The organism is Nocardia sp. NPDC003999 (genome assembly GCF_053604885.1).
In genome coordinates this window covers 357,554-381,790 of sequence record NZ_JBSGIB010000001.1, presented here as the reverse complement: position 1 = coordinate 381,790, position 24,237 = coordinate 357,554, and the positions used below count along the sequence as shown (strand labels likewise).

Genomic DNA, 24,237 nt, shown 5'->3' with positions numbered 1-24,237 from the left:
CGCGCAGGAGACCGCGGCCCCGGCCGCGCGTACCGGTGAATCCCCGGCCGTGAAGCCGGGCCCCGCCGCGCGTCCCGGACCGGCCCCGGCGCCCAAGCCCGCCGCCCGGGAATCGATCAACCCGCAGGCCGCCGCGGCTTCGGGCGCGAGCGCGAGTTCCGCGCCCGCTCCGGCCGGTCCGCGTCCGACGCCGGGCGGCCCGCGCCCCGGGCAGCAGCAGCGTCCCGGCGGCCCCGGCCAGGGCGGACATCGCCCGGGTGGCGCGGCTCCCGGCCCGCGTCCTGGGCCGAAGACCCCGCGCGTCGGTAACAACCCCTATTCCTCGGCTCCCGAGCGTCCCGCGCCGCGTCCGGCCCCCGGTCAGGGTGGCCCGCGTCCCGGCCCGTCCCAGGGTGGTCCGCGTCCCGGCCCCGCTCAGGGTGGTCCGCGTCCCGGTCCGTCCCAGGGTGGTCCGCGTCCCGGCCCCGCTCAGGGTGGCCCGCGTCCGGCGCCCGGCCCTGGTGGTCCGCGTCCCGGCGGCCCGCGGCCGAGCCCCGGCTCGATGCCGCCTCGTCCGAATCCCGGCGCGATGCCGTCGCGTGCGGCGCGTCCCGGCGGCGCCGGAGGCCCCGGTGCGGGTCGTCCCGGTCGTCCCGGTGGCGCCGGTGCCGGTCGTCCCGGTGGCGGCGGTGGCGGCGGCTACCGCGGTGGCGGTGGCGGCGCTCCCGGTGCGGGTGCGGGTGCGCCCGGTGCCGGTGGTGCGGCCGGTGGCTTCCGCGGTCGTCCCGGTGGTGGCGGTGGCGGCGGCGGTCGTCCTGGCGGTCCCGGTGGCCGCGGTGGTGCGGCAGGCGCGTTCGGCCGTCCCGGTGGCGCGCCCCGGCGTGGCCGCAAGTCGAAGCGGCAGAAGCGGCAAGAGTACGACTCGATGCAGGCGCCCGCCGTCGGCGGCGTGCGGCTGCCGCGCGGCAACGGCGAGATCATCCGGCTCGCTCGCGGCGCGTCGCTGTCGGACTTCGCCGAGAAGATCGATGCGAACCCGGCCGCGCTGGTGCAGGCCCTGTTCAACCTCGGTGAGATGGTCACCGCGACCCAGTCGGTGAACGACGAGACCCTCGAGCTGCTGGGCAGCGAGATGAACTACGTCGTCCACGTGGTCAGCCCCGAGGACGAGGACCGCGAGCTGCTGGAGTCGTTCGACCTCACCTATGGCGAGGACGAGGGCGGCGAGGAAGACCTCGAACAGCGTCCGCCGGTGGTGACCGTCATGGGTCACGTCGACCACGGTAAGACCCGCTTGCTGGACACCATCCGCAAGGCGAACGTCCGCGAGGGCGAGGCAGGCGGCATCACCCAGCACATCGGCGCCTACCAGGTGCTCACCCACCTCGGCGACGAGGACCGGCTGATCACCTTCATCGACACCCCGGGTCACGAGGCGTTCACCGCCATGCGCGCCCGTGGTGCGAAGGCCACCGACATCGCGATCCTGGTGGTCGCCGCCGACGACGGCGTCATGCCGCAGACGGTGGAGGCGATCAACCACGCGCAAGCGGCCGACGTGCCGATCGTCGTGGCGGTCAACAAGATCGACAAGGAAGGCGCCAACCCGCAGAAGGTGCGTCAGCAGCTCACCGAGTACGGCCTGGTCGCCGAGGAATACGGCGGCGAGACCATGTTCGTCGACATCTCCGCCAGGCAGAACATCAATATCGATGCGCTGCTCGAGGCGGTCCTGCTGACCGCGGACGCGGCGCTGGACCTGCGGGCCAACCCGGACATGGACGCGCAGGGTGTGGCCATCGAGGCGCACCTCGACCGTGGCCGCGGCCCGGTGGCGACCGTGCTCATCCAGCGCGGCACCCTGCGGGTCGGCGACTCGATCGTGGCGGGAGACGCCTACGGCCGGGTGCGCCGGATGGTCGACGAGCACGGCGACGACGTCGAGGCGGCGCTGCCGTCGCGGCCGGTTCAGGTCATCGGCTTCACGTCGGTGCCCGGCGCGGGTGACAACCTGCTCGTGGTCGACGAGGACCGGATCGCCCGGCAGATCGCCGATCGGCGCAACGCGCGCAAGCGCAACGCGCTGGCCGCACGCAGCCGCAAGCGGATCAGCCTGGAAGATCTGGATGCCGCGCTGAAGGAAACCAGCGAGCTGAACCTGATCCTCAAGGGCGACAACTCGGGTACGGTCGAGGCCCTCGAAGAGGCGCTGCTCGGGATCCAGGTGGGCGACGAGGTGCGGCTGCGGGTGATCGACCGCGGCGTCGGTGGCGTCACCGAGACCAACGTCAACCTCGCTTCGGCGTCGAACGCGATCATCATCGGATTCAACGTCCGCGCCGAGGGCAAGGCGACCGAGCTGGCCAACCGTGAGGGCGTCGACATCCGGTACTACTCGGTGATCTACCAGGCCATCGACGAGATCGAGAAGGCCCTCAAGGGCATGCTCAAGCCGATCTACGAAGAGGTCGAGCTGGGGCGGGCCGAGATCAGGGCGATCTTCCGTTCGTCGAAGATCGGCAACATCGCCGGTTGCATGGTCACGTCGGGCTCGGTCAAGCGCAACGCCAAGGCGCGCCTGCTCCGGGACAACGTGGTGATCGCCGAGACGATGTCGATCTCGTCGCTGCGCCGGGAGAAGGACGACGTCACCGAGGTCCGCGAGGGCTTCGAATGCGGTATGACGGTCACCTACTCCGACATCAAGGAAGGCGACATCATCGAGGCCTACGAACTGCGCGAGAAGCCGCGCGACTGATAGACCGAGACGAGTCCGGGCGCCGCGCGAAGTGCGCGGCGCCCGGCGGGTCTTCCTGACTGGGGAGGGTGTGGGTGTACCTGGGTGCACTGGAGTTCGACCTGCTGCTCGGCGATGTGCATTCACTGAAACAGAAGCGCTCGGTGATCCGGCCTATCCTGGCCGAATTGCAGCGTTTCGGTGTGAGTGCCGCCGAAGGCGGGGAACACGATCTATACCGTCGTTCGCTGCTGGGCGTGGCCATGGTCAGTGCGGGCATGGATCATCTGACCGAGGTGCTGGACAAATGTGAACGGCACGTCGCGGCCCGTCCGGAGTTACAGTTGCTGGCGGTGCGCCGCCGAATCTTCGGGCCCGAGGACTGACCGCGGCGCAGCGACGGAGCTCGGGTGGCGGCCGCGAGCCACGCTCCGACCGCCATCGAACAGAGTTGATAGTGAGGAGGAAACGGCCATGGTGGATCAAGCCAGGGCACGCCGACTCGCCAAGCGGATCTCCTCGATCGTCGCGACCGCGATCGAATACGAGGTGAAGGACCCGCGGCTGCGTTTCGTGACCGTGACCGACGCCAAGGTCACCGGCGATCTCCGGGAGGCGACGGTGTACTACACCGTGATGGGTGAAACCCTCGACGCCGAACCGGATTACGACGGTGCGGCGGCCGGACTGGAGAAGGCCAAGGGAGTTCTGCGCTCCAAGGTGGGCGCGGGAACCGGGGTGAAGTTCACCCCGACGCTGGCATTCGTACTGGACACCGTGCCCGACGCGGCACGGCAGATGGAGGAACTGCTCGCCAGGGCGCGGGCCGCGGACGACGAGGTCGCCAAGGTGGCCGCCACCGCCAGGCCCGCGGGCGACGCCGACCCCTACAAGATCGAACGCGACGCCGACGAGTGACATGCGGTAGTCGATGACGACGATGCGAGAAACGGCCGGCTTGGACACGGCCGTGGCGGCGCTCGACGCCGCGCGCTCGGTGACCATCGTCTGCCATGTGCAGCCCGATGCGGACACCATAGGAAGTGGTCTGGCGCTGGCGCTGGTGCTGCACCGGCGCGGCGTCCCGGTGCAAGTGTCGTTCGCCGAGCCGGCGGAATTGCCCGTATCGATGCGGTCGCTGCCCGGCGTAAGGCACCTGGTGGCGCCCGCCGAAGTGCGCGCCGAGGTCGACCTGCTGGTCGCGGTCGACTGCGGCAGCGCGGGCAGGCTCGGTGCGCTTGTCGACCGATTGTCCGGTGCCGCAACGACACTGGTGATCGATCACCATCGGTCGAACACGAGGTTCGGAGCGATCAACGTGGTCGATCCCGCCGCGGAGTCCACCACGAGCCTGATCGCGCGACTGCTCGACGCGTGGGGTGTGCCGATCGATGCGGACGTGGCGCATTGCCTGTACGCCGGTCTGGTCACCGACACGGGCTCGTTCCGGTGGGTGCGGCCGGGTACCCACGAACTGGCGGAGCGGCTGCTGGCCACCGGAATCGACGGCGCGCATATCGCCCGCACCTTGATGGACACGCACCCGTTCGGATGGCTGCCCATGTTGGCGCGGGTGCTCGGGACGGCGCAGCTCGTCCCGGAGGCGCGCGGCGGCGTCGGATTGGTGTACGCGTTCGTGCGGCGCGACGACATCGACGACGTGCGTTCGGAGGAAGTCGAGAGCGTCATAGATATCGTGCGCACGACCGCCGAAGCGGGAATCGCCGCGGTGTTCAAGCAATCTCGTGTGGTGCCGGATCGGTGGACGGTATCGCTGCGCTCACGGGACAGCGGAGCGTGTGCGGGCGACGGGGTGGACGTCGCAGAGGTGGCCACGACACTGGGTGGTGGTGGGCATCGCTTCGCGGCCGGGTACACCGCACACGGCGCGCCCGAGGACCTGATCGGCGCGCTGCTGACCGCGCTCGGATGATCGTGTTCGATCATCGGCGAATGCCGGGTCGGCTCTCACCAAAACGTTCCGGTCGGGTTTTCGAGTGCTGAGGCCGAATTCGTCGTCCGGACGGGTCCGCGGGTCGACCGGGGCGGTGTGCGGATGCGGCGCACTCCTGGCATGTGCGGGGCGCCCCGCGTTCGTGCCTGGTGCCCTGCGGGCGCCTGCCTGTCGAGTGGCGCGGGAAGTCGAGCCGGTTCGCCCGCCACGCCATCCGAACCTGGTTCGGCGTCGTGCCACACATCCGGAATCACCGGTGATGCGACCCTCTCCGCGACCGGAGCCGGACGCCGCCGAGTTTGTCGGTGGGCCGTGCCAAGGTGGGAGCCGGATCGCAACGACGGTGGTCTCGAAGGACGACATGCGGGGGAGGTGTTCGTGAGCGCGCGGGGTTGTAGTGGGGCGGATATCGGTGACCCGGTCCTGCGCGCGAGCGAGCCGGAAACTATCGACCGGGCCGCCGCCGCCGGGCCCAAACGCATTCTCGGCCTCGCGGTGCCCACCCTCGGTGTACTGGTCGCCGAACCGATCTACCTGTTGTTCGACTTGGCCGTGGTCGGCAGACTCGGCGCGCTCGCGCTGGCCGGGCTCGCCGTGGGCGGGTTGATCCTCGCGCAGACGAGTTCGCAGCTGACCTTCCTGTCCTATGGCACCACCGCGCGCTCGGCGCGCCGTCACGGCGCGGGCGACCATCAAGGAGCCGTCGCCGAGGGCGTGCAGGCCACGTGGATCGCGGTGGCCGTCGGCGTCGCGATCCTGCTGCTGGTCCAAGCGTTCGCCGTGCCGGTGACCAGCGCCATCGCGGGCGGTGGTGACATCGCGGCGCAGGCGCTGGACTGGGTGCGGATCGCGCTGTTCGGCGTGCCGCTGATCCTGATCTCCATGGCGGGGAACGGGTGGCTGCGTGGCGTCCAGGAGACGCGCAGGCCGTTGGTCTACGTCGTCGCCGGACTCGGGGTGTCGGCGGTGCTCTGCCCGGCGCTGGTGCACGGACTGTTCGGCGCACCGCGCCTGGGTCTGCCGGGCTCGGCCGCGGCGAACGTGGCGGGTCAGATCGTCACCGCGGTCCTGTTCCTGAACGCGCTGATCCGCGAGGCGGTTTCCCTCGCCCCGCATTGGTCGGTGATGCGTGCCCAGCTCGTCCTCGGACGCGACCTGATCGTCCGCAGTTTCGCCTTCCAGGCGTGCTTCGTCTCGGCAGCTGCCGTCGCCGCGCGTTTCGGCGCCGCGTCGGTAGCGGCCCACCAGTTGGTGCTGCAACTGTGGAACTTCCTGGCGCTCGCCCTGGACGCGCTGGCCATCGCCGCGCAGACGCTCACGGGCGCGGCTCTGGGCGCGGGTGATGCCACCGGCGCCCGAGGGATCGCCCGGCGCGTGACCCGCTGGTCGGAGATCTTCAGCCTGGGGCTCGCCGCCTGCTTCGCGGCGGGGGCGGTGGCGATCCCCGCGCTGTTCACCGATGACCCGGACGTGCTGGAGCGCGCGCACGTGGTGTGGTGGTTCTTCGTCGCGCTCATTCCGGTGGCGGGCATCGTCTTCGCGCTCGACGGCGTCCTGCTCGGAGCCGGTGACGCGGCCTACCTGCGCACCACCACGCTCGGAGCGGCCCTGCTCGGCTTCCTGCCCGCTATCTGGTTGTCGCTGGCCTTCGACTGGGGCGTCGCCGGAATCTGGTCCGGCCTCGCCGCGTTCATGCTGTTGCGGCTGATCGCCGTCGCGGGGCGGGCGCTGTCGGGCCGGTGGGCCCTGGTCGGCGCCGAAGTACCGAGGTGAGCGACACCCGGCTCGGCCGGTGCGCGCGAATCCGAAACGATGTGCCAAGGTAGGTGTGGTGATACCCAAGTTGATGGCGGTGAGCGACATTCATGTCGGGCACCAGGGGAATCGGCCGGTCGTCGAGCAGATCAAGGCGGACTCGCCGGAGGACTGGCTCATCGTGGCCGGCGACGTGGGGGAGAAGACCGAGGACATCCGGTGGGCGCTGGAGCTGCTGCGCCGTCGGTTCGCCAAGGTGATCTGGGTGCCGGGCAATCACGAGCTGTGGACGACGGCCAAGGACCCGGTGCAGATGGTCGGGGTGGCACGCTACGACTACCTGGTGTCGATCTGCCGCGACCTGGATGTGTTGACGCCGGAGGATCCGTTTCCGGTGTGGCAGGGCGCGGGCGCGGAAGAGCACGGCGGAGCGGTCACGCTGGTTCCGATGTTCCTGTTGTACGACTACTCGTTCCTGCCGGAAGGAGCCACCACCAAAGCGGAGGGTCTGGCGATCGCGCGTGAGCGCAACGTGGTGGCCACCGACGAATTCCTGCTCTCGCCGGATCCGTACCTGACCAGGGACGCGTGGTGCCACGCCCGGGTGCAGGTGACCAAGCGCAAGCTCGACGCGCTCGCCCCGGGCACCCCGATCGTCCTGATCAACCATTTCCCGCTGGTGCGGCAGCCGACCGACGTGCTGTTCTACCCGGAGTTCGCGCTGTGGTGCGGCACCGAACTCACCGCGGACTGGCACACCCGCTACAACGTGGTCTGCTCGGTCTACGGTCACCTGCACATCCCGCGGACCTCGCACTACGACGGCGTCCGATTCGAGGAGGTCTCGCTCGGCTACCCGCGCGAGTGGCAGCGCCGCGGCCTGCCCGAGCGATTGCTGCGCCAGATCCTGCCGACCCCGCAGTATCCGCCGGGCACGCTGAACAAGTGGGGCGGACACTTCCAGGTGACTCCCGAGATGGAAGCCGCCGCCGCGGAGATGCGCAGCAAAGCGCAGCAGCGGCGCGGGCTGGCGTAGTCCCACGCACATGGCGCTGCGATCCCACCCGGTGCGGCTCGACTACGCTCGTCGGTGATGATCGAGAAAATTCTGCCCGCGGGTGTGGCCTCGGCCGAGTTGCTGGCGTACCCGGAGGATCTGCGGCCGCATCCGGCGGAGGAGCATCTCATCGCCAAGTCGGTGGAGAAGCGGCGCCGTGACTTCATCGGCGCGCGGCATTGCGCCCGCCTTGCGCTCACGCAACTCGGCGAGCAGCCGGTCGCGATCGGCAAGGGCGAGCGCGGCGCTCCGGTGTGGCCGCGCGGAATCGTCGGCAGCCTGACCCACTGCGACGGCTACCAGGCCGCCGCGCTCGGTCACAAACTGCGGTTCCGTTCCATCGGCATCGACGCCGAGCCGCACGCCACCCTGCCGGACGGCGTACTGGACTCGGTCAGCCTGCCGCCGGAGCGGGAATGGCTGAAGACCACCGAGTCCGAATTGCACCTGGACCGGTTGCTGTTCTGCGCCAAAGAGGCCACCTATAAGGCGTGGTTCCCGCTGACGCTGCGCTGGCTCGGCTTCGAGGACGCGCACATCACGTTCGAGATCGAGGACAGCTCCGCCGCTTCCGGGCGCGGAAGCTTCCATACCGAACTGCTGGTGCCGGGGCAGACCACCGACGGCGGCACGCCGCTGATCGCGTTCGACGGTCGTTGGCTGATCACCGACGGGTACATCCTGACCGCGATCGCGCACGTCTGATGGACGGACTCGGCGGGCTGCTCGTCATCGACAAGGCCGGTGGCTGGACCAGTCACGACGTCGTCGCGAAATGCCGGAAGCTGCTGCGCACCAAGAAGATCGGCCACGCGGGCACGCTCGATCCGATGGCGACCGGTGTGCTGGTGCTCGGCGTGGAACGCGCGACCAAACTGCTCGGCCTGCTCACCCTGACCACCAAGGCGTACACCGCGACCATCCGGCTGGGGCAGGCGACCAGCACCGACGACGCCGAGGGCGAGGTGCTGGCCACGACACCGGCCGGTCATCTCGCCGACGCCGACATCGCCACGCGCACAGCCGAACTGACCGGGAACATCGAGCAGGTGCCCGCCACCGTCAGCGCGATCAAGGTGAACGGCGAACGTGCCTATGCCCGCCACCGTGCGGGCGAGGACGTGCAGTTGGCCGCCCGCCCGGTCACGGTGTCGCGGTTCGACGTGCTCGCGCGGCGCGATGTCGGCGATTTCGTCGACCTGGACGTGGTGGTCGAATGTTCCTCGGGCACCTACGTGCGCGCGCTGGCCAGAGACCTGGGCGCCGGGCTCGGCGTCGGCGGCCACTTGACCGCGTTGCGCCGCACCGGCGTCGGGCCGTTCACGCTCGAGCATGCACGCACCTTGGACGATCTGGCCGCCGCCGCTGAGTCCGGCGTGCCGCCACTGAGCCTCGATATCGATGCCGCGGTGCGAACGGCGTTCCCGCGCCGCGACATCGATGACAAGCAGGCCGACGACCTGCGCAACGGACGCTGGCTCGCTCCGGCCGGAATGCCCGGCGTCTACGCCGCCATCGATCCGGAAGGCCGCGCTATCGCACTGCTCCGGGAATCCGGTAATCGCGCGTCCTCGGTGATGGTCGTCCGCCCCGCCAATCTCCCGGGCGATAGTGGTTGACCACCTCGCGGCGCTTGCTCGGCACTGTGCAATGCTCGCACCTGCCCGTGCCGCAGGATTCGAGCCTCGTCTGCTGATTTCCGTGACCGGCTCCGGCCCGCCGAGGGCGTTCATCGCATAACCACCGCCGCAAGGAAATTCGCGCAGTGTGGGAAAGTCGCCTGCGGCGGCAGTGGCCGGGTAGCGGTCGCGGTGAGTCGGCGTTCAGGAGCCGATCTGGTGCCGGAGGCGTTGCACGGCGTCGTCCATGTGCTCGACGAGCAGAGCGCGGGCGCGCGCGGGGTCGCCCGCGCCGATCGCGTCGCGCAGGCCGATGTGTTCGCGGGACTGTTCCCGCAGGTCCGGATAGGTCGTCTGCAAGGCGCCCAAGCACATGCGCGTCTCGATCAGCAAGGTGCGAGCCGCGCGTACCAGCCGCGGACTGGCCGCACTCTCCACCAGCGCCTCGTGGAAGGCCTGGTCGGCCTCCGACACGCCGACCGCGTCGCCGCGTTCGGCGCACGCGATCATCTCCTCGACGCTGGGACCGAGCGCCTCGTAGGCGATGGGGCGGCGACCGTCCAGGATCAGCTCCAGTGCGCCGCCCTCCAGTGCCGTCCTGGCCCGGTAGATGTCGACGACGTCGTCGAGGCTCAGTTCGATGACGAAGATGCCGCGGTGGCGGATGCTGCGCAGCAGACCCTCGGACACCAAGCGCTGCATCGCCTCGCGCACCGGCCCGCGCGAGACCGCGAACCGCGCCGCGAGGTCGGCCTCGCCGAGCTGCGACCCTGGCGCGAGACTGCCGCGCATGATCGCCTCGCGGAGCCGATCTGCGATCATCTCCGCGGTCGACTGCCGGTTCACCGGCTCGAAATCAACGACGGACATCGATCTGCCTTTCCGCGAACAAGGTCCCGAATCCGGGAACGACCGGCTCGGCGCCGGCCAGCCGCAGCCCTGCCCAGATCGTGACCTGATTGGCCGTCAGCACCGGTTTGCCCAGCGTAGCCTCCAGGTCCGGCAGCACCGCCACGGTGTGCATCGCGGTGTCGGGGATGAGCAGCGCCTCCGCGTCGGGATGGTCGTTGTCCGCCGCCAGCCGCAGCACCTGGGCCGGGGTGAGGGTGCCGACCTCAGCGGCGGTGTCGATCCCCGCGCTGGACATCGAGACGACGTCGATGCGCGCGTCGGCGAGAAACTCCACGAACAGCCGGGCGACCTCGTCGGGATAGCTGGCGGCGACCGCGACGGTGCGCAGTCCCAGCGTGTGCACGGCGTCGGCGAACGCGATGCTGGTGCTGGTCGCCGGGACGCCCGCGACCTCGGCCAGCGCGCGCACCTGATCGCGCGCGCCCTCGGGTCCGTAGACGAAACTGCCCGACGTGCAGGCCCAGACGATCGCGTCGGGGCGGTGCCGGGCGAGCAGCGAGGCGCCGAGGCGCAATTTCTCCGGGCTGCCCAGTTCGAGCAGTTCGGGGACGGCGTGCAGATCGGTGCCGTAGATGTGGGCCACCGGAAGGTGCGCGCCGAGCGCTGCCGCCGCGAGCGGGTAGTCGTCCTCGGCCGCGTGGTCGGGGTAGATGAAACCGACGGTGGGTGCGTGCATGTGATGTTCTTCCTTCAGAAAACGTTGAGCAGCCACTTGCCCGGGCCCATCATCGGGAGCTTCATCCGGCCGAGACATGCCCACATGGTGAGTTGGTTGGCGGTGAGCACCGGCTTGCCGAGGGCTTTCTCCAGCGGCTCGATCACGTCGTACGTGGGCAGGTTGGTACAGCTGACGAAGACGGCCTGGGCCTCGGGGTCGTCGGCGCCGACGATGCGTTCGGCGATCGTGCGATAGCTGACCTTCCAGATGCCGCCGCCGAGCCCGAGGTGATCGGAGCGGACCACCGTGCAGCCGGCTTCGGCGAGGAACTCGTGCAGCCGGTGGGTGAGGATCTCGTCGTACGGGGTCAGTACCGAGATCCGGGTGAGGTCCAGATGGCGGATCGCTTCGAGCAACGCGCCCGAGGTGGTGACCGCGTCCAGCGCCCCGGCACGGCAGATGGTGTCGCGCAACGACTTCTCGTAGGCGAGGCCTTTGATGAAACTGCCCGATGTGCACAGGTAGGCCACGACTTCGGGTTCCACGTGCAGGACGTTGCGGGTGGCCGCGGTGAGATGCGCCGCGTCGGAGACCAATTCGGCCATCTCCAGCGACACCGGAACCGGTTCGTAGGGGGTACGGGCCAGGTGCAGACTCACCTCCAGAGGCGCCCAGCGCCAGAGCTCTCGTTCGAGGGCGAGGTCGAACGGTGCGATGATCCCGATACCCCGTTGTGCAACGGGCCCTTCGAGGTCGGGAAAGCTCAAATCCACTACGGCCCCTCTCGCGCTCAGCCGGGACGACCTCCGAACACGATCGGATTGTTGACAATCATACGATGTGATCTTAGTGTGTCAATGTGGAACAGGGCCCGATTGTCGTCGTCCTGCACAGTGACAGTGTGCCCGACGACGAACGAATGGACCGAGTAGCAGGCCGCGCCACCATCCGGTACACCGAGGCGCCCGGGTTGGCGAACGCCCTGCGCGGAGCGGAGATCTTGTTCGTCTACGACTTTCGCACCCGGGCGCTGCCCGGCGCCTGGCATGCCGCCGACCGGCTGCGCTGGGTGCACATGGGATCCACCGGCGTCGATCCGGCGATGTTTCCCGAACTGCGGGCCAGTGACGTGGTCGTGACCAACACCAGAGGCGTCTTCGACGCCGCGATCGCCGAGTACGTGCTCGGGCAGATTCTCGGTTTCGCCAAGGACCTGTCCGGTTCGTTGCTGCTGCAACAACGGCACGAGTGGCGGCATCGGGAATCCGAACGGGTCGCGGGGTCGACGGCGCTGATCGTGGGCACCGGCTCGATCGGGCGTCATATCGCCCGATTGCTGCGCGCGGTCGGCATGACCGTGCGCGCCGTCGGCAGGCGGGAGCGCGCGGCGGACCCGGATTTCGGCGAGGTCACCACCGATCTGCACGCCGAACTGGCCCGCGCCGATTACGTCGTCGCGATCGCTCCGCTCACCGCGCGGACCAGGAACATGTTCGACGCCGCCGCCTTCGCCGCGATGAAGCCGCACGCCAGGTTTGTCAACGTCGGCCGCGGGGAACTCGTTGTGACCGACGATCTCGTCGCCGCGCTGCGCACCGGATCGATCGCCGCGGCGGCGCTCGATGTGGTGGACCCCGAGCCGCTCCCCGCCGATCACCCCCTGTGGGAACTGCCGAACGTCCGGATCACCCCGCACAACTCCGGTGACTTCATCGGATGGCGCACCGAGATCGTCGACGCGTTCACCGAGAACTTCGACAACTGGATCGCCGGACGTCCGCTGGACAACGTGGTCGACAAAAGGCTGGGGTACGTGCCCGGCTGAAGGAGCCCATCCATGAGCTACCCCGAAAAGAACCAACCCACCGACCCGACCGCCATGACCGCGGTCGAGCTGGTCTCGGCCTACGCGGCGGGTGCGCTGTCGCCCGTCGAGGCGACCGAGGCGATCCTGCGCGCGATCGCCGATCGCGACGGCGCGCTCAACGCCTTCTGTCTGGTCGATCCCGATCGCGCCCTGGTGCAGGCGAAGGACTCCGAGGCGCGCTGGCAGTCCGGTCATGCCAGAGGGCTGCTCGACGGCGTGCCGATCTCGATCAAGGACGTCTTCCTGACCGAGGGCTGGCCCACCCGGCGCGGCTCCACGTCCATCGACCCGGCGGGACCTTGGCTGGTGGACAGTCCGGTGGCCGCGCGGCTGCGCGAGGACGGGATGGTCTTCCTCGGCAAGACCACCACCCCGGAGATCGCGTGGAAGGCGGTCACCGACAGTCCGCTGGCGGGTGTCACGCGGAATCCGGCCGACCCGTCGACCACCGCGGGCGGCTCCTCCGGCGGCAGCGCCGCGGCCGTCGCCGCGGGCATGGGCCCGGTGTCGGTGGGCACGGACGGCGGTGGCAGCGTGCGCATTCCGGCCGCCTTCTGCGGCATCGTCGGCTTCAAGCCCACCTACGGCCGGATTCCGCTGTTCCCGGCCAGCCCGTTCGGTCCGCTGGCGCATGCGGGACCGATGACGCGCACCGTCGAGGACGCGGCGCTGCTGATGGACATCCTGTCGCTACCGGATCCGCGCGATCCCACCGCGCTGGCTCCCACGCTCGCCGCCTTCCGCGCCGAAATGCAACGCGACGTGCGGGGATTGCGCGTGGCGTACTCACCTGCGCTCGGCTACGCCACGGTCGACCCCGAGGTCGCCGCGATCGTGGAAGCGGCGGTGACCCGGCTGGCCGACGCCGAACTCCGGGTGAGCGCCGCCGATCCCGGATTCGCCGATCCGCGCGAGGCGTTCGAGCTGCTGTGGGCGGCCGGCGCGGCCACCATGCTGTCCGGGTACCCGGAAGGTACGCGCGAACGGGTGGATCCGGGCCTGCGCGCGGTCTGGGAGCGCGGTGAAACCGTCACCGCCGTCGAGTATCTCGACGCGCGCAACGTCGCGGCCCAGATCGGTATCACCATGGGCGCCTTCCACAACGACTACGACATCCTGATCACTCCGACGGTGCCGATTCCCGCGTTCGAAGCGGGACACGACGTGCCACCGGGCAGCGGCCTGCGCAGCTGGCCCGAATGGACGCCGTTCACCTACCCGTTCAACATGACCCAGCAACCCGCGATCAGTATCCCGGCGGGCACGACTCGCGCGGGTCTACCGGTCGGGATGCAGATCATCGGCCCACGCCACTCCGACGATCTGATCCTCGCGGTAGCCCGCTACGCCGAATTCGTGCTGGCTTCCTGAAAGCGAATGGCCCCGCGGAAGACCGCGGGGCCACTCGTCACCGTCGCTCAGGCGCGGGCGAAGACGAGCGTCTCGCCCTGCACACCGTGCAACCACAGCGTGTTGCAGGCCGCGGCCATCTCGGCGAGCCCCTCCTCGATGGTGGCGAACACATTGCCCGGCACCCACCCGAGGTCGCCGTTGATCAGCAGATTGTTGCGGCCGTAGAACAGCGCGAGATCGGTCGCCCCGCGCTCGTGCTCGGCCGCGGAACCGGGCTCGTAGCCGTAGGCCGGATTGCCGATCTCCCACGGCTCGAAGTCGAACAGGCACACATCGCCGGGGATGGGCGTGACCGTCGGATTCTCCCGATGCGGGGCCGCGCCGATGCGCGGGAGCAGGGTGTACACCTCGTTGCGGGCGTACTTGGCGTGGAAGGCGTCGCCTTCCAGCGGCAGCGCGTTCCACACCGCGGCGCAGGTCTGCGGCGCTTCCTCGTCCAGCAAACGGGCGCGGCAGGTCACCGCGGCTTTGGTGAGCGTGATGGTGATGTAGCGGGCCATGCGGTCCTGCTTCCTGATCGGGCCCGCCGGGCGGGCACTGCGGACGGGTGGGGTGCGCGCTACAACTCGGCGAGCACCTCGGACCAGATCGCCAGAGCGTCCTCGATCTGAGTATCGGTCACGATCAGCGGCGGAATCATCCGCACCACGTTCATGTGCGCGCCGCAGGTCAACAGCAGCAGTCCCTTGTCCACCGCCGCGCGCTGGGCGGCCGCGGCGGTGGCCGTGTCGGGCTCGCCGGTGGCCGTGGTGAACTCGGCGCCCACGAGCAGTCCGAGGCCGCGGACGTCGCCGATCGCCTTGGTGGCGCTCTCGCGCATACCGCGCAGCAGTTGCGCCCCTCGGGCGGCCGCGTTGTCCACCAGCCCTTCGGATTCGATCACGTCGAGCGTGGCGATCGCCGCCGCGCACGCCACCGCGTTGCCACCGTAGGTGCCGCCCTGCGAACCCGGCCACGCCCGCGCCATCAGTTCGCGCGGCGCCGCGATGCCGGACAGGGGAAAGCCGCTGGCCAGGCCCTTCGCGATGGTGATCACGTCGGGCCGGACGCCGAAGTGCTGATGCCCGAAGAACTTCCCGGTGCGGCCGAAACCGGTCTGGATCTCGTCGAAGACCAACAGGATGCCGTGCCGGTCGGCGCGTTCGCGCAGCCCGTGGAAGAACTCGGTGTTGCCGGGGACGTAACCGCCCTCACCGAGCACCGGCTCCACGATGAACGCGGCGGTCTCGGCGGGCGAGGTGAGCGTGGCGAACAAGTAGTCGAGTTCGCGCAGCGCGAAGGCGGTGGCCTCCCGCTCGCTCCAGCCATAGCGGTAGGCGGTGGGGAAGGGTGCGACGTGCACGCCCGGCATGAGCGGGCTGAACCCGGCCGAGAAGCGGGTGCCCGAGGTGGTCATGGTCGCGGCGGCCACGGTGCGGCCGTGGAAACCGCCGTGGAAGACGACGACGTTCGGCCGCCCGGTGGCCTGGCGCACCAGTCGCAGTGCGGCCTCGACCGCCTCACTGCCGGAGTTCGCGAAGAACAGCGTGTCCAGTCCTTCCGGAAGCACCGCGCCGAGCCGTTCGGTCAGCTCCAGCAGCGGCCGATGCAGCACGGTCGTGTACTGGCCGTGGATCAGCGAAGCGACCTGTGCCTGCGCGGCGGCGACCACTTTCGGATGGCAGTGGCCGGTGCTGGTCACGCCGATGCCGGCGGTGAAGTCCAGGTAGCGGCGTCCGTCGGTGCCGTAGAGGTAGCACCCCGCGCCGTGGTCGACGGTCACCGGAGTGGCCTGTTTCAGGATGGGCGAGAGCTCGGTCATGGTGGTTCGCCTCCCGGTGCGGGTGGGATGGAGGGGCATTGTCTATTGTCGGATTGTCGACAATATGCATAACATGGCCGCACGGGTCGCAGCAATGGCCGGACGCTGCGCGCTGCCGAAAGGAGCCACCGACCATGCTCACCGAAAGCGCGCTGAGCGCGCCCGAACGCGCCGCGATCGACACGGTGCCGCGCGGCTTGTTCATCCAGGGGCAGTGGCGGGCGACGACCCGCACGCTGCCGGTCTTCGATCCGTCGACGGGTGGACTGCTGTGCGAAGTAGCCGACGCGACGCCGGACGACGGTCGCGCGGCGCTGGACGCGGCGTGCGCGGCGCAGGCCGACTGGGCAGCCACCGCGCCGCGCGAGCGCAGCGATCTGCTGATGCGCGTGCATCGCGCGTTGCTGGCCGACACCGACCGGCTCGGGCTGATCGCGACCCTCGAAATGGGCAAGCCGCTGGCCGAGGCGCGCGGTGAGATCGCCTACGCCGCGGAGTTCTTCCGCTGGTTCGCCGAGGAAGCCGTCCGCCTGGACGGCGGGTACATGCCCGCGCCGACGGGCGGCTCGCGTTTTCTGGTGGCCCGGCAGCCGGTCGGTCCGAGCCTGCTCATCACGCCATGGAACTTTCCCGTCGCCATGGGCGCGCGCAAGATCGCGCCCGCGCTCGCCGCGGGCTGCACCTGCGTCGTGAAACCCGCGGAACAGACGCCGCTTTCGATGCTGGCGCTGGCTCAGGTGCTGGCGGACGCCGGGTTGCCGGCCGGGGTGGTCAACGTCGTCACGACGGCGGATCCCGCCGCGGTGATGACTCCGCTGATCCTCGACGACCGCTCGCGCAAGCTGTCGTTCACTGGCTCGACGGCGGTCGGCAAGCAGTTGCTCGCGCAGTGCGCGCAGACGGTGATGCGCACCTCGATGGAACTGGGCGGCAACGCGCCGCTGCTGGTTTTCGACGACGCGGATCTCGACGAGGCGGTCGAGGGCACGGTGGCGGCGAAGATGCGCAACATCGGTCAGGCGTGCACCGCCGCCAATCGGATTCTGGTTCAGCGCGGCGTCGCCGAGGTCTTCGCGCGCAGGCTCGCCGAGCGGCTGGCGGCCCTGCCGATGGGCCGGGGCACCGAGCCGGACGTCGTGGTCGGCCCGCTGATCGATACCGAGGCCGTCGCCAAGGTGCAGCGCTTGGTCGACGATGCCCGCGCCCGGGGGGCCGGGGTGCTCACCGGAGGGGCGGCCTGGGACGGACCGGGCACTTTCTATCCCGCGACCGTCCTGGTCGACGTCCCCGACGACGCCGAGTTGTGCCACACCGAGATCTTCGGACCGGTCGCCGCGATCGGCGTCTTCGACACCGAGGACGACGCCGTGCGCCGGGCCAACGACACTCCCTACGGGCTGGTGAGCTACGTGTTCACCGAGAATCTCCGGCGCGGACTGCGGGTGTGCGAGGCGCTGGAAACCGGGATGGTCGGCCTCAACCAGGGCGTGGTGTCGAATCCGGCCGCGCCCTTCGGCGGCGTCAAGGAATCCGGGCTCGGACGCGAGGGCGGGCTGACCGGGATCGACGAATTCCTGGAGACCAAGTACATCGGAGTGCGACTGTGAAGGAGTGCCAGTGAGCGAGTACCGCATCGCCACCATCCCGGGTGACGGGATCGGAGTCGACGTCACCGCGGCGGCGGTACGTGTGCTCGACGCCGTGCTGCCCGGTCTGGCATGGACCGAATTCGACTGGTCGTGCGAGAACTACGTGCGCACGGGCGCCATGATGCCGCCGGACGGCGCGCAGCGGCTCGCGGGCTTCGACGCGATCCTGCTCGGCGCTGTCGGCTTTCCCGGTGTGCCCGACCATGTTTCGCTGTGGGGCCTGCTGATCCCGCTGCGCCGCGCTTTCGGTCAGTACGTCAACCTGCGCCCGGTGCGCCTGCTGCCCGGCACGGAATCGGCACTGCGCGGCCGGACCGCCGACGATCTGGACATCCTCATCGTGCGGGAGAACTCCGAGGGCGAGTACTCGCGGATCGGCGGCATCCACAACGAGGGCCGCCCCGACGAATTCGTGCTCCAGGAATCGGTGTTCACCCGCACCGGATGCGAGCGAATCATCCGCTACGCCTTCGAGCGGGCCGCCGAACGATCCGGGCGATTGTGCTCGGCGACCAAGTCGAACGGGCTCATCCATTCGATGCCCTACTGGGACAGTGTGTTCGAACGCGTCGGGACCGAGTATCCCCAGGTGCGGACGCGGCAGATGCACGTCGACGCGCTGGCCGCCGAAATCGTGCTGCACCCGGACCGGCTGGACGTGATCGTGGGCTCGAACCTGTTCGGCGACATCCTCTCCGACCTCGCCGCCGCGGTGACCGGCGGGCTCGGCTTGGCGCCGTCGGGCAACGTCAACCCCGAGCGCACCGGCCCCTCGATGTTCGAGGCCGTGCACGGCAGCGCGCCCGACATCGCCGGTCAGGGCATCGCGAACCCCGTCGCGCAGGTCCTCGCGGGCGCGATGCTGCTGGATCATCTCGGCGAGTCCGCCGCGGCGGCCGCGGTGGACCGAGCGGTGTGCGACGTGCTCGCCGCGGGGGAGGTCCGCACCCCGGACCTCGGTGGCACCTCGACCACCGACGAACTGGGCGACGCCATCGCCGCCCGCGCGGCCGAGTTGGTGCGTCCCGCCCTCGGGGCCGATCTGGGCTGAGCCCTCGGCCGGAACCCTTGAAACCGGGGGGTTCGGAAGCGGTCTGGGCGGGAGCGTTTCGCCAGTTTTCGGGCATCGGGCTTCGCGGTGGTCATCTATGGGCTTCGCGGTGGTCATCTATCGCCGGGCTCGAGTCGTCGCGTGGCCGGCGGAGGGCTGCGTGACCCCGGTCCTGCGCCATGCCGTTACCCAGTGCGGCACCGATGGCACGCCCGGCGGCGTCCGAGCCCGACGCTGCCCGCCGCATCCGCTACCGCCGGTTCGGCGGAGTGGGCCTGATCTGTGGAGCCCCGGTCAGGCGGTGAGCCAGATGGCCTCGGCGGCGGGGCGCCCGAGGTCGGTCGGTGATTCGGTGGCGCCGATGCGGATGGCGATGGTGCCCGCGAAGTCGCGGCGTTCGACGACGGCGATGGCGGTGTCCAGGGCGATGCCGACGGAGTCGAAGTAGCGCAGCATGTCGGGATCGGCGTCGGAGATGCGCGCGACCCGGCCGGATTCACCGGCATGGAAGTCGCTGAGCTGGCGCGCGGGCGGGGTGGGCACCGCGCCGTCCACCGACGGGATCGGGTCGCCGTGCGGATCGCGATCGGGGTATCCGAGTTTGGCGTCGATCCGGGCCATCAGCAGCTCGGAGACCGCGTGCTCGAGCACCTCGGCTTCGTCGTGCACCTCGTCCCAGCCGTAGCCGAGCTCGTTCACCAGGAAGGTCTCGATGAGCCGATGCCTGCGCACCATCGCGACGGCGGCTCGGCGGCCCTCCGGGGTGAGGGCGATCGCGCCGTAGCGGGCGTGCTCGACCAACCCTTGGTCGGCGAGCTTGCGGACGGCTTCGGACACGGTCGAGGCCGATACGCCGATCCGTTCGGCGAGCAACTTGGTGGTCACCTTCTCCTGCGACCACTCCTGCGCGGTCCAGATGACCTTCAGGTAGTCCTGGGCGACCGACGAGAGCACAGGCGCGATCGTCGCGGTACCGCCGTGCGCATCGCCCGGCGCCGGGGCGTCGGCCAACTCGCGTCGAGTGGCGATATCTCGTTTACCTGGCACATACCCGAGCTTAGGCACTGGCGCGCCGATACACACATCCTCGACCTGCCGTCGGCCGATCGACAGCGAATCGCTATTCGCCGTTCACCCATTTGGAAGCGGTGGACCGATGCCGGTCCGCCTGGGTCATACCGTTCTCGACAGATCCAGCGTGTTCCGATGCGCGGCCACGCCGTCGAATCGGCGACCGGCCAACCGGGCGGTCGCGGGCGCGCCGACCGGCTCGCCGGACAACTCGTAGAACGTCGCCGTGGCGCGTCCGGTGAAGTCGTCGCCGGTCACGTCGAGTTCGAAGGCGACGATCCCTTTGCGGACTACGGCGGGGTCGGTGCGATCGACGGTGAACTCCAAGAAGGCGCCGGTGACCCGGTTGCCCGCGCCGTGCCAGGTGCCCATGCCGTTGCTGTCGCTCGTGGCGCGATTGCCGTGGTCGGGATTCGATTGCAGCATCGTGCCGCCAGGGTGGAACTGCATCACGTGGTAGCCGAACGGAGCGCCGTCGGCGCGAACCTCCCAGGTGCCGAGCACCGGATGCCGATCGCTCGCGCTGTGTTCGTCGCCGGCACGAGTTGGCCTCTGCGCGATCACGCTGCGCTGCCGCCTCCGGGCCTGACCACTCATACCGTCTCCCCGCAGACGAACGCCAGTGCGGCGATGCCCCGATCGATGGCGTCGCGCGGCACGTTCGCGAAACTCAGCCGCATGGTGTTGCGGTGCTCGGTGATGTCGTCGGCGTAGAACGCGCTGCCGGGCAGGAACGCGACTCCGTGCCGCAGTGCCCGCGCCAGCAGCGCGTCGGCATCGAAACCCGGCGGCCCCTCGACCCACAGGAACATCCCGCCCTCCGGCTCGACCCACCGGAACCCGGCCGGGAAATGCCGCTCGAGCGCGACCGTCAACGCGTCCAACTTGGCCGAATAGGCGTCGACGACATGAGCGAGGTGCGCGGCCCCGTCCGGACTGCCGAGAAATTCGGCCGCAATCGCCTGGCAGTACGTCGAGGTCTGCATGTCGATGCCCTGCTTCAACGCGAGCACGGTCCGCAGCAGATCCGGGGGCATAACGGTGATCCCGACGCGGATCGCAGGAGCGAGAGTTTTCGACAGGGACGTGATGTACACCGAGTTGTCCGGGGCGAAAGACGACAACGCGGGCGGTGCCACACCGCGATAGCGCAGGTCGGTGTAGACGTCGTCTTCGATGACCAGCGTGCCGTGGCGGACGACGATCTCGGCGATTCGTTCGCGCCGATCGACGGGCATCGTCCGGCCGGTCGGATTCTGGAAAGTCGGCAGTAGGTAGACGAATGCCGTATCGTATCGAGCCAGGGCTTCTTCGAGCGCTTCCGGAACGATGCCGAATTCGTCGGACGGCACCGCCACGACGGTCGCTCCGTGGCTGCGGAATTCCTTGACCGCCGGGCCGTAAGTGGGGGTTTCGACCAGAACCACGTCCTGCGGGTCGAGCAGCGCCAAACACACGTTGTGCAATGCGCCGGAGCCGCCGGTCGAGATATGCAGGCGCTCGAGCGTGCACTGAATATCGCGGCCGTGCAGAAGGTTTCGGGCTTCGTCCAACAGCGGAGCGAATCCCCGGGTCATGCCGTATTGGAGGACGGCGCTGCCGTATCTGCCGATGACCGTTTGCGCCAGCGTCGCCACGAGCTCGCTCGGCAGCAGAGCGGGATCGGGCGCTCCGACCGCGAAGGACACCACGTCGGGGCGGCCTGCCAGTGCCGCGAAGATATCGTCGATGGGACCGCTGGTCACCTCGGCCGCGCCGCGGCTGCGTTTGCCGACGGCCATGTCAGGCGCCGGCCGGCCCGCGCCGCCGCAGGCGGGCAACGGCTTCGGGCACGTGGGCGTCGTACTCCGGCGTCAGCACCACGTCGTCGTTGAACAGGGGATCGGTCCGCATTTCCACCGCGACCAGGTCCTCGGCATCGTCGAGGTTCACCGCCACGTGCACGACGCCGTCGGGGATGTAGATGAACTCACCGGGACCGTGGAAATAGGGCGTCAGTTCCGGGCCGATCAAGGTGGCCGCTCGCCCGCGCAGGCAAACGACGACGATCTCGCTGTGCGCGTGATAATGCGCTTTCGACATCGCTCCCGGGGCCATGTTGACCATGCCCGCCGAAATGCCGGTGGCGCCACAGGTTTCCGTGGTGATGCAAGGAATGAGGCGTTGTCGTTGCCGTCCGATTGTTTCGGCCGCATCGGACGGTTTGATCACACGCACGTGCTTGACTGCGCTTTTCATGGCTACTCCGGGGCATTCCGTCATCGACGAATTGGACGCTAGACCATTCCCGCTGCTGGTGAGACGAGCTTGCGGGCCCGTGGAAAACCCGGGGTATATCGGCGCTTTCGCGAATCCGTCCGGTTAGTTTCCGGTGCGCGAAGACTTCCGCGGCGATGTCGCCGACCCCGACGTAGCGGCCCCGCGGCGCGCCGTCGTGCGACGGCCACGGCGACCTGCCGGTTATCCCACCGCCGCGGTTGCGGCACGAGTCGTGCCGCGGTTCGGATGATCCGACCGGTTCGCGGCGCGGCCGCGCGGCGCGAACCGGCGCGCGGGGCCCCGGCGCGCTTCGCACCTCCACGTCGGCTCACGGCCGCGCAACCGTTGTGTGAGATCAGCACGCCCGAATACTGTTCGCTACCTGATTTGCGTAGGCTGCGCACTGTGCAGAGATGGCGAAGTCTCGACGAGGTGCCCGCGGACTGGGGGCGCTGTGTCCTCACGATCGGTGTGTTCGACGGTGTGCACCGCGGCCACGCGCAGCTGATCAGCCGGGCCGTGAAGTCCGCCGCCGCGCGCGGCGTGCCCGCGGTGCTGATGACGTTCGATCCGCACCCGATGGAAGTGGTCCGCCCCGGGTCGCACCCCGCGCAATTGACCACCCTGACCCGCCGCGCCGAACTGGCCGAGGAACTGGGTGTCGACGTGTTCTGCGTCATGCCCTTCACCCAGGAGTTCATGAAGCTGACTCCGGCGAGCTATGTCCACGACCTGCTGGTGGAGCGGCTGCACGTGGTGGAGGTGGTGGTCGGCGACAACTTCACCTTCGGCAAGAAGGCCGCGGGCACGGTCGAGACCATGCGCGAGCTCGGCAAGCGATTCGGTTTCGAGGTCGACGGCGTGACGCTGCTCGCCGAACACGCCGTGACCTTCTCCTCGACTTATATCCGCTCGTGCGTCGACGCGGGGGACATGGCGGCCGCCGCCGAGGCGCTCGGGCGTCCGCACCGGGTGGAGGGCGTCGTCGTACACGGTGACGGCCGCGGCAAGCAACTCGGCTTCCCGACCGCGAACGTCGCGCCGCCGATGCATGCCGCCATTCCCGCCGACGGCGTGTACGCCGGGTGGTTCACCGTGCTCGGCCCCGGCCCCACCATCGGCACCGTCACCCCGGGCGAGCGGGCCATGGCCGCCGTCTCGGTGGGCACCAACCCGACCTTCTCCGGACGCGCCCGCACGGTGGAGGCGTACGTGCTCGACGGCGAGGCCGATCTCTACGGTCAGCACGTCGCGGTGGACTTCGTCGAGCACATCCGGGGCCAGCGCAAATTCGACTCGGTGGACGAGCTCATCGAGTGCATGGGCCGCGACGTGGAGACCGCGCGCAAAATCCTCACCGCCGTCGACGCCCGCTGAGCGTCGGGAATTCCGAACTCGAGCGGATCGCTGTAGCGGCGGGTCTCGTGCTCGATCAGCGCGGGCGAGCGTCGTTGCCCGGATGGGACTCGGTCGGCCCGCGATTTCGGCGGGAAGATCCCGGTCCGGTAGGGTGGTCCCTCGGGTTTGCTGCGGTCCGCGGTGGCGCCCGCACCCGGGTAACCGGACATTCGAGCGCGGAACTGAGAAACAGGAGTGGATGCCCCATGGCACTGACCACCGAGCAGAAGTCGGCGATTCTCGCCGAGTACGGCCTGCACGAGAAGGACACCGGTTCCCCGGAGGCGCAGATCGCGCTGCTTTCCAAGCGCATCGCCGACATCACCGAGCACCTGAAGAAGCACAAGCACGACCACCACACCCGCCACGGCCTGATGGCGCTGATCGGTCGTCGCAAGCGGCTGTCGAAGTACCTGCAGGACAACGACATCAACCGCTACCGTTCGCTGATCGAGCGGCTCGGGCTCAGGCGCTGATTTCCAGCGCCTGCGGCGCTGGGTGTTCGCCGCCCCTTCATGGCTCGCGTCCGAGCGGCCACTGCTGGCGACTTCGTCGCGGACGCAGCGGCCACTCGGACGCGAGCCAGGCGGCGAACGGAACAGGCTTGGTCTCGCTTCGCTCGAAAGACGTGGTCGAGGTGAGCTGAGCGCGCCTTGTGCTGACGGTGCGGTCCGGGTGGCGGGACCGTGTTGTCGAGGGTTATCCGTCGGCGGGGCCTTGTTGTCGGGAGTTATCCGTCGGCGAGGCCGTGTTGTTCGGGAAGTATCCGTTGGTGGGGCTGCGGTGTCGGTTTGTTCGTTCGCCGTCCGGCGGGGCCGTCGATGGAGAGTTGCTGTTCTAAGCGTTCGGGTCGCCGCTGGTAACCATTGCTCGTGGTGCTTTCGCGCTGCCGAGTCGTGCACGCCTACGTGCTCGTGAGGCGATCCGTCGTGGTTCATACGGACCCGACGCGGGCCGGGGGTTGTTGCGCCTGCCGCGTCAGAAATCAGGGGTATCGGTCCGGCCCTGCTTGCGCGGTTTCCGGCCGTGGCCACCGGGCAGCCGGTGCGCCGATGGA

The 24,237-nt window shown here is 69.5% G+C and carries 22 protein-coding genes and 1 pseudogene; 14 read left to right on the top strand and 9 right to left on the bottom strand.

What is annotated here, in order from left to right; translation table 11 throughout:
• Nucleotides 1-127: 127 nt before the first annotated feature.
• From infB to truB, 8 genes and pseudogenes are all read left to right on the top strand, one after another.
• Nucleotides 128-2,737, top strand: a pseudogene (infB, locus tag ACWESM_RS01880) (translation initiation factor IF-2); the annotation flags it as partial.
• A gap of 74 nt (nucleotides 2,738-2,811) precedes the next feature.
• Entirely contained in the window at nucleotides 2,812-3,102 is a 291-nt protein-coding gene (locus ACWESM_RS01875; RefSeq protein ID WP_067810001.1) for a DUF503 domain-containing protein, read from the top strand.
• 88 nt (nucleotides 3,103-3,190) lie between these two features.
• On the top strand, nucleotides 3,191-3,634 hold the full coding sequence (rbfA, locus tag ACWESM_RS01870) for a 30S ribosome-binding factor RbfA (RefSeq protein WP_355070094.1): 444 nt from the start codon (nucleotides 3,191-3,193) through the stop codon (nucleotides 3,632-3,634).
• Between the two features lie 13 nt (nucleotides 3,635-3,647).
• A complete protein-coding gene (locus tag ACWESM_RS01865) occupies nucleotides 3,648-4,649 on the top strand; it encodes a DHH family phosphoesterase (protein ID WP_379251374.1) in 1,002 nt (333 codons plus the stop codon).
• A gap of 468 nt (nucleotides 4,650-5,117) precedes the next feature.
• Nucleotides 5,118-6,443 carry an MATE family efflux transporter gene (locus tag ACWESM_RS01860; RefSeq protein WP_452490941.1) on the top strand — a complete coding sequence of 442 codons (1,326 nt, stop codon included), beginning with the start codon at nucleotides 5,118-5,120 and terminating at the stop codon, nucleotides 6,441-6,443.
• A 58-nt stretch (nucleotides 6,444-6,501) separates the two neighbouring features.
• Nucleotides 6,502-7,461 (top strand): metallophosphoesterase family protein, encoded by a 960-nt coding sequence (locus ACWESM_RS01855; protein ID WP_356961411.1) that lies wholly within the window; start codon nucleotides 6,502-6,504, stop codon nucleotides 7,459-7,461.
• A 57-nt stretch (nucleotides 7,462-7,518) separates the two neighbouring features.
• Nucleotides 7,519-8,187: a 4'-phosphopantetheinyl transferase Npt gene (gene npt, locus ACWESM_RS01850; protein WP_364426972.1), complete on the top strand. Its 669-nt coding sequence runs from the start codon at nucleotides 7,519-7,521 to the stop codon at nucleotides 8,185-8,187.
• Nucleotides 8,187-9,101 carry a tRNA pseudouridine(55) synthase TruB gene (gene truB, locus ACWESM_RS01845; RefSeq protein ID WP_397275658.1) on the top strand — a complete coding sequence of 305 codons (915 nt, stop codon included), beginning with the start codon at nucleotides 8,187-8,189 and terminating at the stop codon, nucleotides 9,099-9,101. Before npt ends, truB begins: the two co-directional genes overlap by 1 nt.
• 204 nt (nucleotides 9,102-9,305) lie before the next feature.
• On the opposite strand, the gene ACWESM_RS01840 is transcribed toward truB, so the two are convergent.
• From ACWESM_RS01840 to ACWESM_RS01830, 3 genes are read right to left on the bottom strand one after another with little or no spacing between them, the layout of a single operon-like run.
• A complete protein-coding gene (locus ACWESM_RS01840; RefSeq protein WP_355070104.1) occupies nucleotides 9,306-9,971 on the bottom strand; it encodes a GntR family transcriptional regulator in 666 nt (221 codons plus the stop codon).
• Nucleotides 9,958-10,689: a maleate cis-trans isomerase family protein gene (locus tag ACWESM_RS01835; RefSeq protein ID WP_355070106.1), complete on the bottom strand. Its 732-nt coding sequence runs from the start codon at nucleotides 10,687-10,689 to the stop codon at nucleotides 9,958-9,960. Before ACWESM_RS01835 ends, ACWESM_RS01840 begins: the two co-directional genes overlap by 14 nt.
• A gap of 14 nt (nucleotides 10,690-10,703) precedes the next feature.
• Entirely contained in the window at nucleotides 10,704-11,444 is a 741-nt protein-coding gene (locus tag ACWESM_RS01830) for a maleate cis-trans isomerase family protein (protein WP_356961417.1), read from the bottom strand.
• Nucleotides 11,445-11,530: 86 nt separating this feature from the next.
• On the opposite strand from ACWESM_RS01830, the gene ACWESM_RS01825 reads away from it, so the two are divergent.
• On the top strand, nucleotides 11,531-12,496 hold the full coding sequence (locus ACWESM_RS01825) for a D-2-hydroxyacid dehydrogenase (RefSeq protein ID WP_452490713.1): 966 nt from the start codon (nucleotides 11,531-11,533) through the stop codon (nucleotides 12,494-12,496).
• Between the two features lie 12 nt (nucleotides 12,497-12,508).
• Complete coding sequence (locus tag ACWESM_RS01820) at nucleotides 12,509-13,909, top strand: amidase (RefSeq protein ID WP_364426960.1); 1,401 nt, start codon at nucleotides 12,509-12,511, stop codon at nucleotides 13,907-13,909.
• Nucleotides 13,910-13,956: 47 nt separating this feature from the next.
• On the opposite strand, the gene ACWESM_RS01815 is transcribed toward ACWESM_RS01820, so the two are convergent.
• Nucleotides 13,957-14,451: a DUF3830 family protein gene (locus tag ACWESM_RS01815; protein ID WP_364426957.1), complete on the bottom strand. Its 495-nt coding sequence runs from the start codon at nucleotides 14,449-14,451 to the stop codon at nucleotides 13,957-13,959.
• Nucleotides 14,452-14,510: 59 nt separating this feature from the next.
• Nucleotides 14,511-15,752, bottom strand: coding sequence for an aspartate aminotransferase family protein (locus tag ACWESM_RS01810; RefSeq protein ID WP_355070116.1), 1,242 nt, complete (start codon nucleotides 15,750-15,752; stop codon nucleotides 14,511-14,513).
• A gap of 134 nt (nucleotides 15,753-15,886) precedes the next feature.
• On the opposite strand from ACWESM_RS01810, the gene ACWESM_RS01805 reads away from it, so the two are divergent.
• Both ACWESM_RS01805 and ACWESM_RS01800 read left to right on the top strand, forming a co-directional pair.
• On the top strand, nucleotides 15,887-17,359 hold the full coding sequence (locus ACWESM_RS01805) for an NAD-dependent succinate-semialdehyde dehydrogenase (protein ID WP_452490710.1): 1,473 nt from the start codon (nucleotides 15,887-15,889) through the stop codon (nucleotides 17,357-17,359).
• Nucleotides 17,360-17,369: 10 nt separating this feature from the next.
• Nucleotides 17,370-18,452 (top strand): tartrate dehydrogenase, encoded by a 1,083-nt coding sequence (locus tag ACWESM_RS01800; protein WP_355070120.1) that lies wholly within the window; start codon nucleotides 17,370-17,372, stop codon nucleotides 18,450-18,452.
• A gap of 294 nt (nucleotides 18,453-18,746) precedes the next feature.
• Here ACWESM_RS01800 and ACWESM_RS01795 read toward each other — a convergent pair whose 3' ends face one another.
• From ACWESM_RS01795 to ACWESM_RS01780, 4 genes are all read right to left on the bottom strand, one after another.
• Nucleotides 18,747-19,415 carry a metal-dependent transcriptional regulator gene (locus tag ACWESM_RS01795; RefSeq protein WP_355071001.1) on the bottom strand — a complete coding sequence of 223 codons (669 nt, stop codon included), beginning with the start codon at nucleotides 19,413-19,415 and terminating at the stop codon, nucleotides 18,747-18,749.
• Nucleotides 19,416-19,625: 210 nt separating this feature from the next.
• Nucleotides 19,626-20,120 (bottom strand): hypothetical protein, encoded by a 495-nt coding sequence (locus ACWESM_RS01790; RefSeq protein WP_364426945.1) that lies wholly within the window; start codon nucleotides 20,118-20,120, stop codon nucleotides 19,626-19,628.
• Nucleotides 20,117-21,304, bottom strand: coding sequence for an aminotransferase-like domain-containing protein (locus ACWESM_RS01785; RefSeq protein WP_355070124.1), 1,188 nt, complete (start codon nucleotides 21,302-21,304; stop codon nucleotides 20,117-20,119). The genes ACWESM_RS01790 and ACWESM_RS01785 overlap by 4 nt, the downstream gene beginning before the upstream one ends.
• Before the next feature lies 1 nt (nucleotide 21,305).
• Nucleotides 21,306-21,785 carry a cupin domain-containing protein gene (locus tag ACWESM_RS01780; RefSeq protein ID WP_355070126.1) on the bottom strand — a complete coding sequence of 160 codons (480 nt, stop codon included), beginning with the start codon at nucleotides 21,783-21,785 and terminating at the stop codon, nucleotides 21,306-21,308.
• 402 nt (nucleotides 21,786-22,187) lie between these two features.
• On the opposite strand from ACWESM_RS01780, the gene ACWESM_RS01775 reads away from it, so the two are divergent.
• Nucleotides 22,188-23,159, top strand: coding sequence for a bifunctional riboflavin kinase/FAD synthetase (locus tag ACWESM_RS01775; protein WP_355070128.1), 972 nt, complete (start codon nucleotides 22,188-22,190; stop codon nucleotides 23,157-23,159).
• A gap of 227 nt (nucleotides 23,160-23,386) precedes the next feature.
• Nucleotides 23,387-23,656, top strand: coding sequence for a 30S ribosomal protein S15 (gene rpsO / locus ACWESM_RS01770; RefSeq protein WP_039799352.1), 270 nt, complete (start codon nucleotides 23,387-23,389; stop codon nucleotides 23,654-23,656).
• Nucleotides 23,657-24,237: the final 581 nt, after the last annotated feature.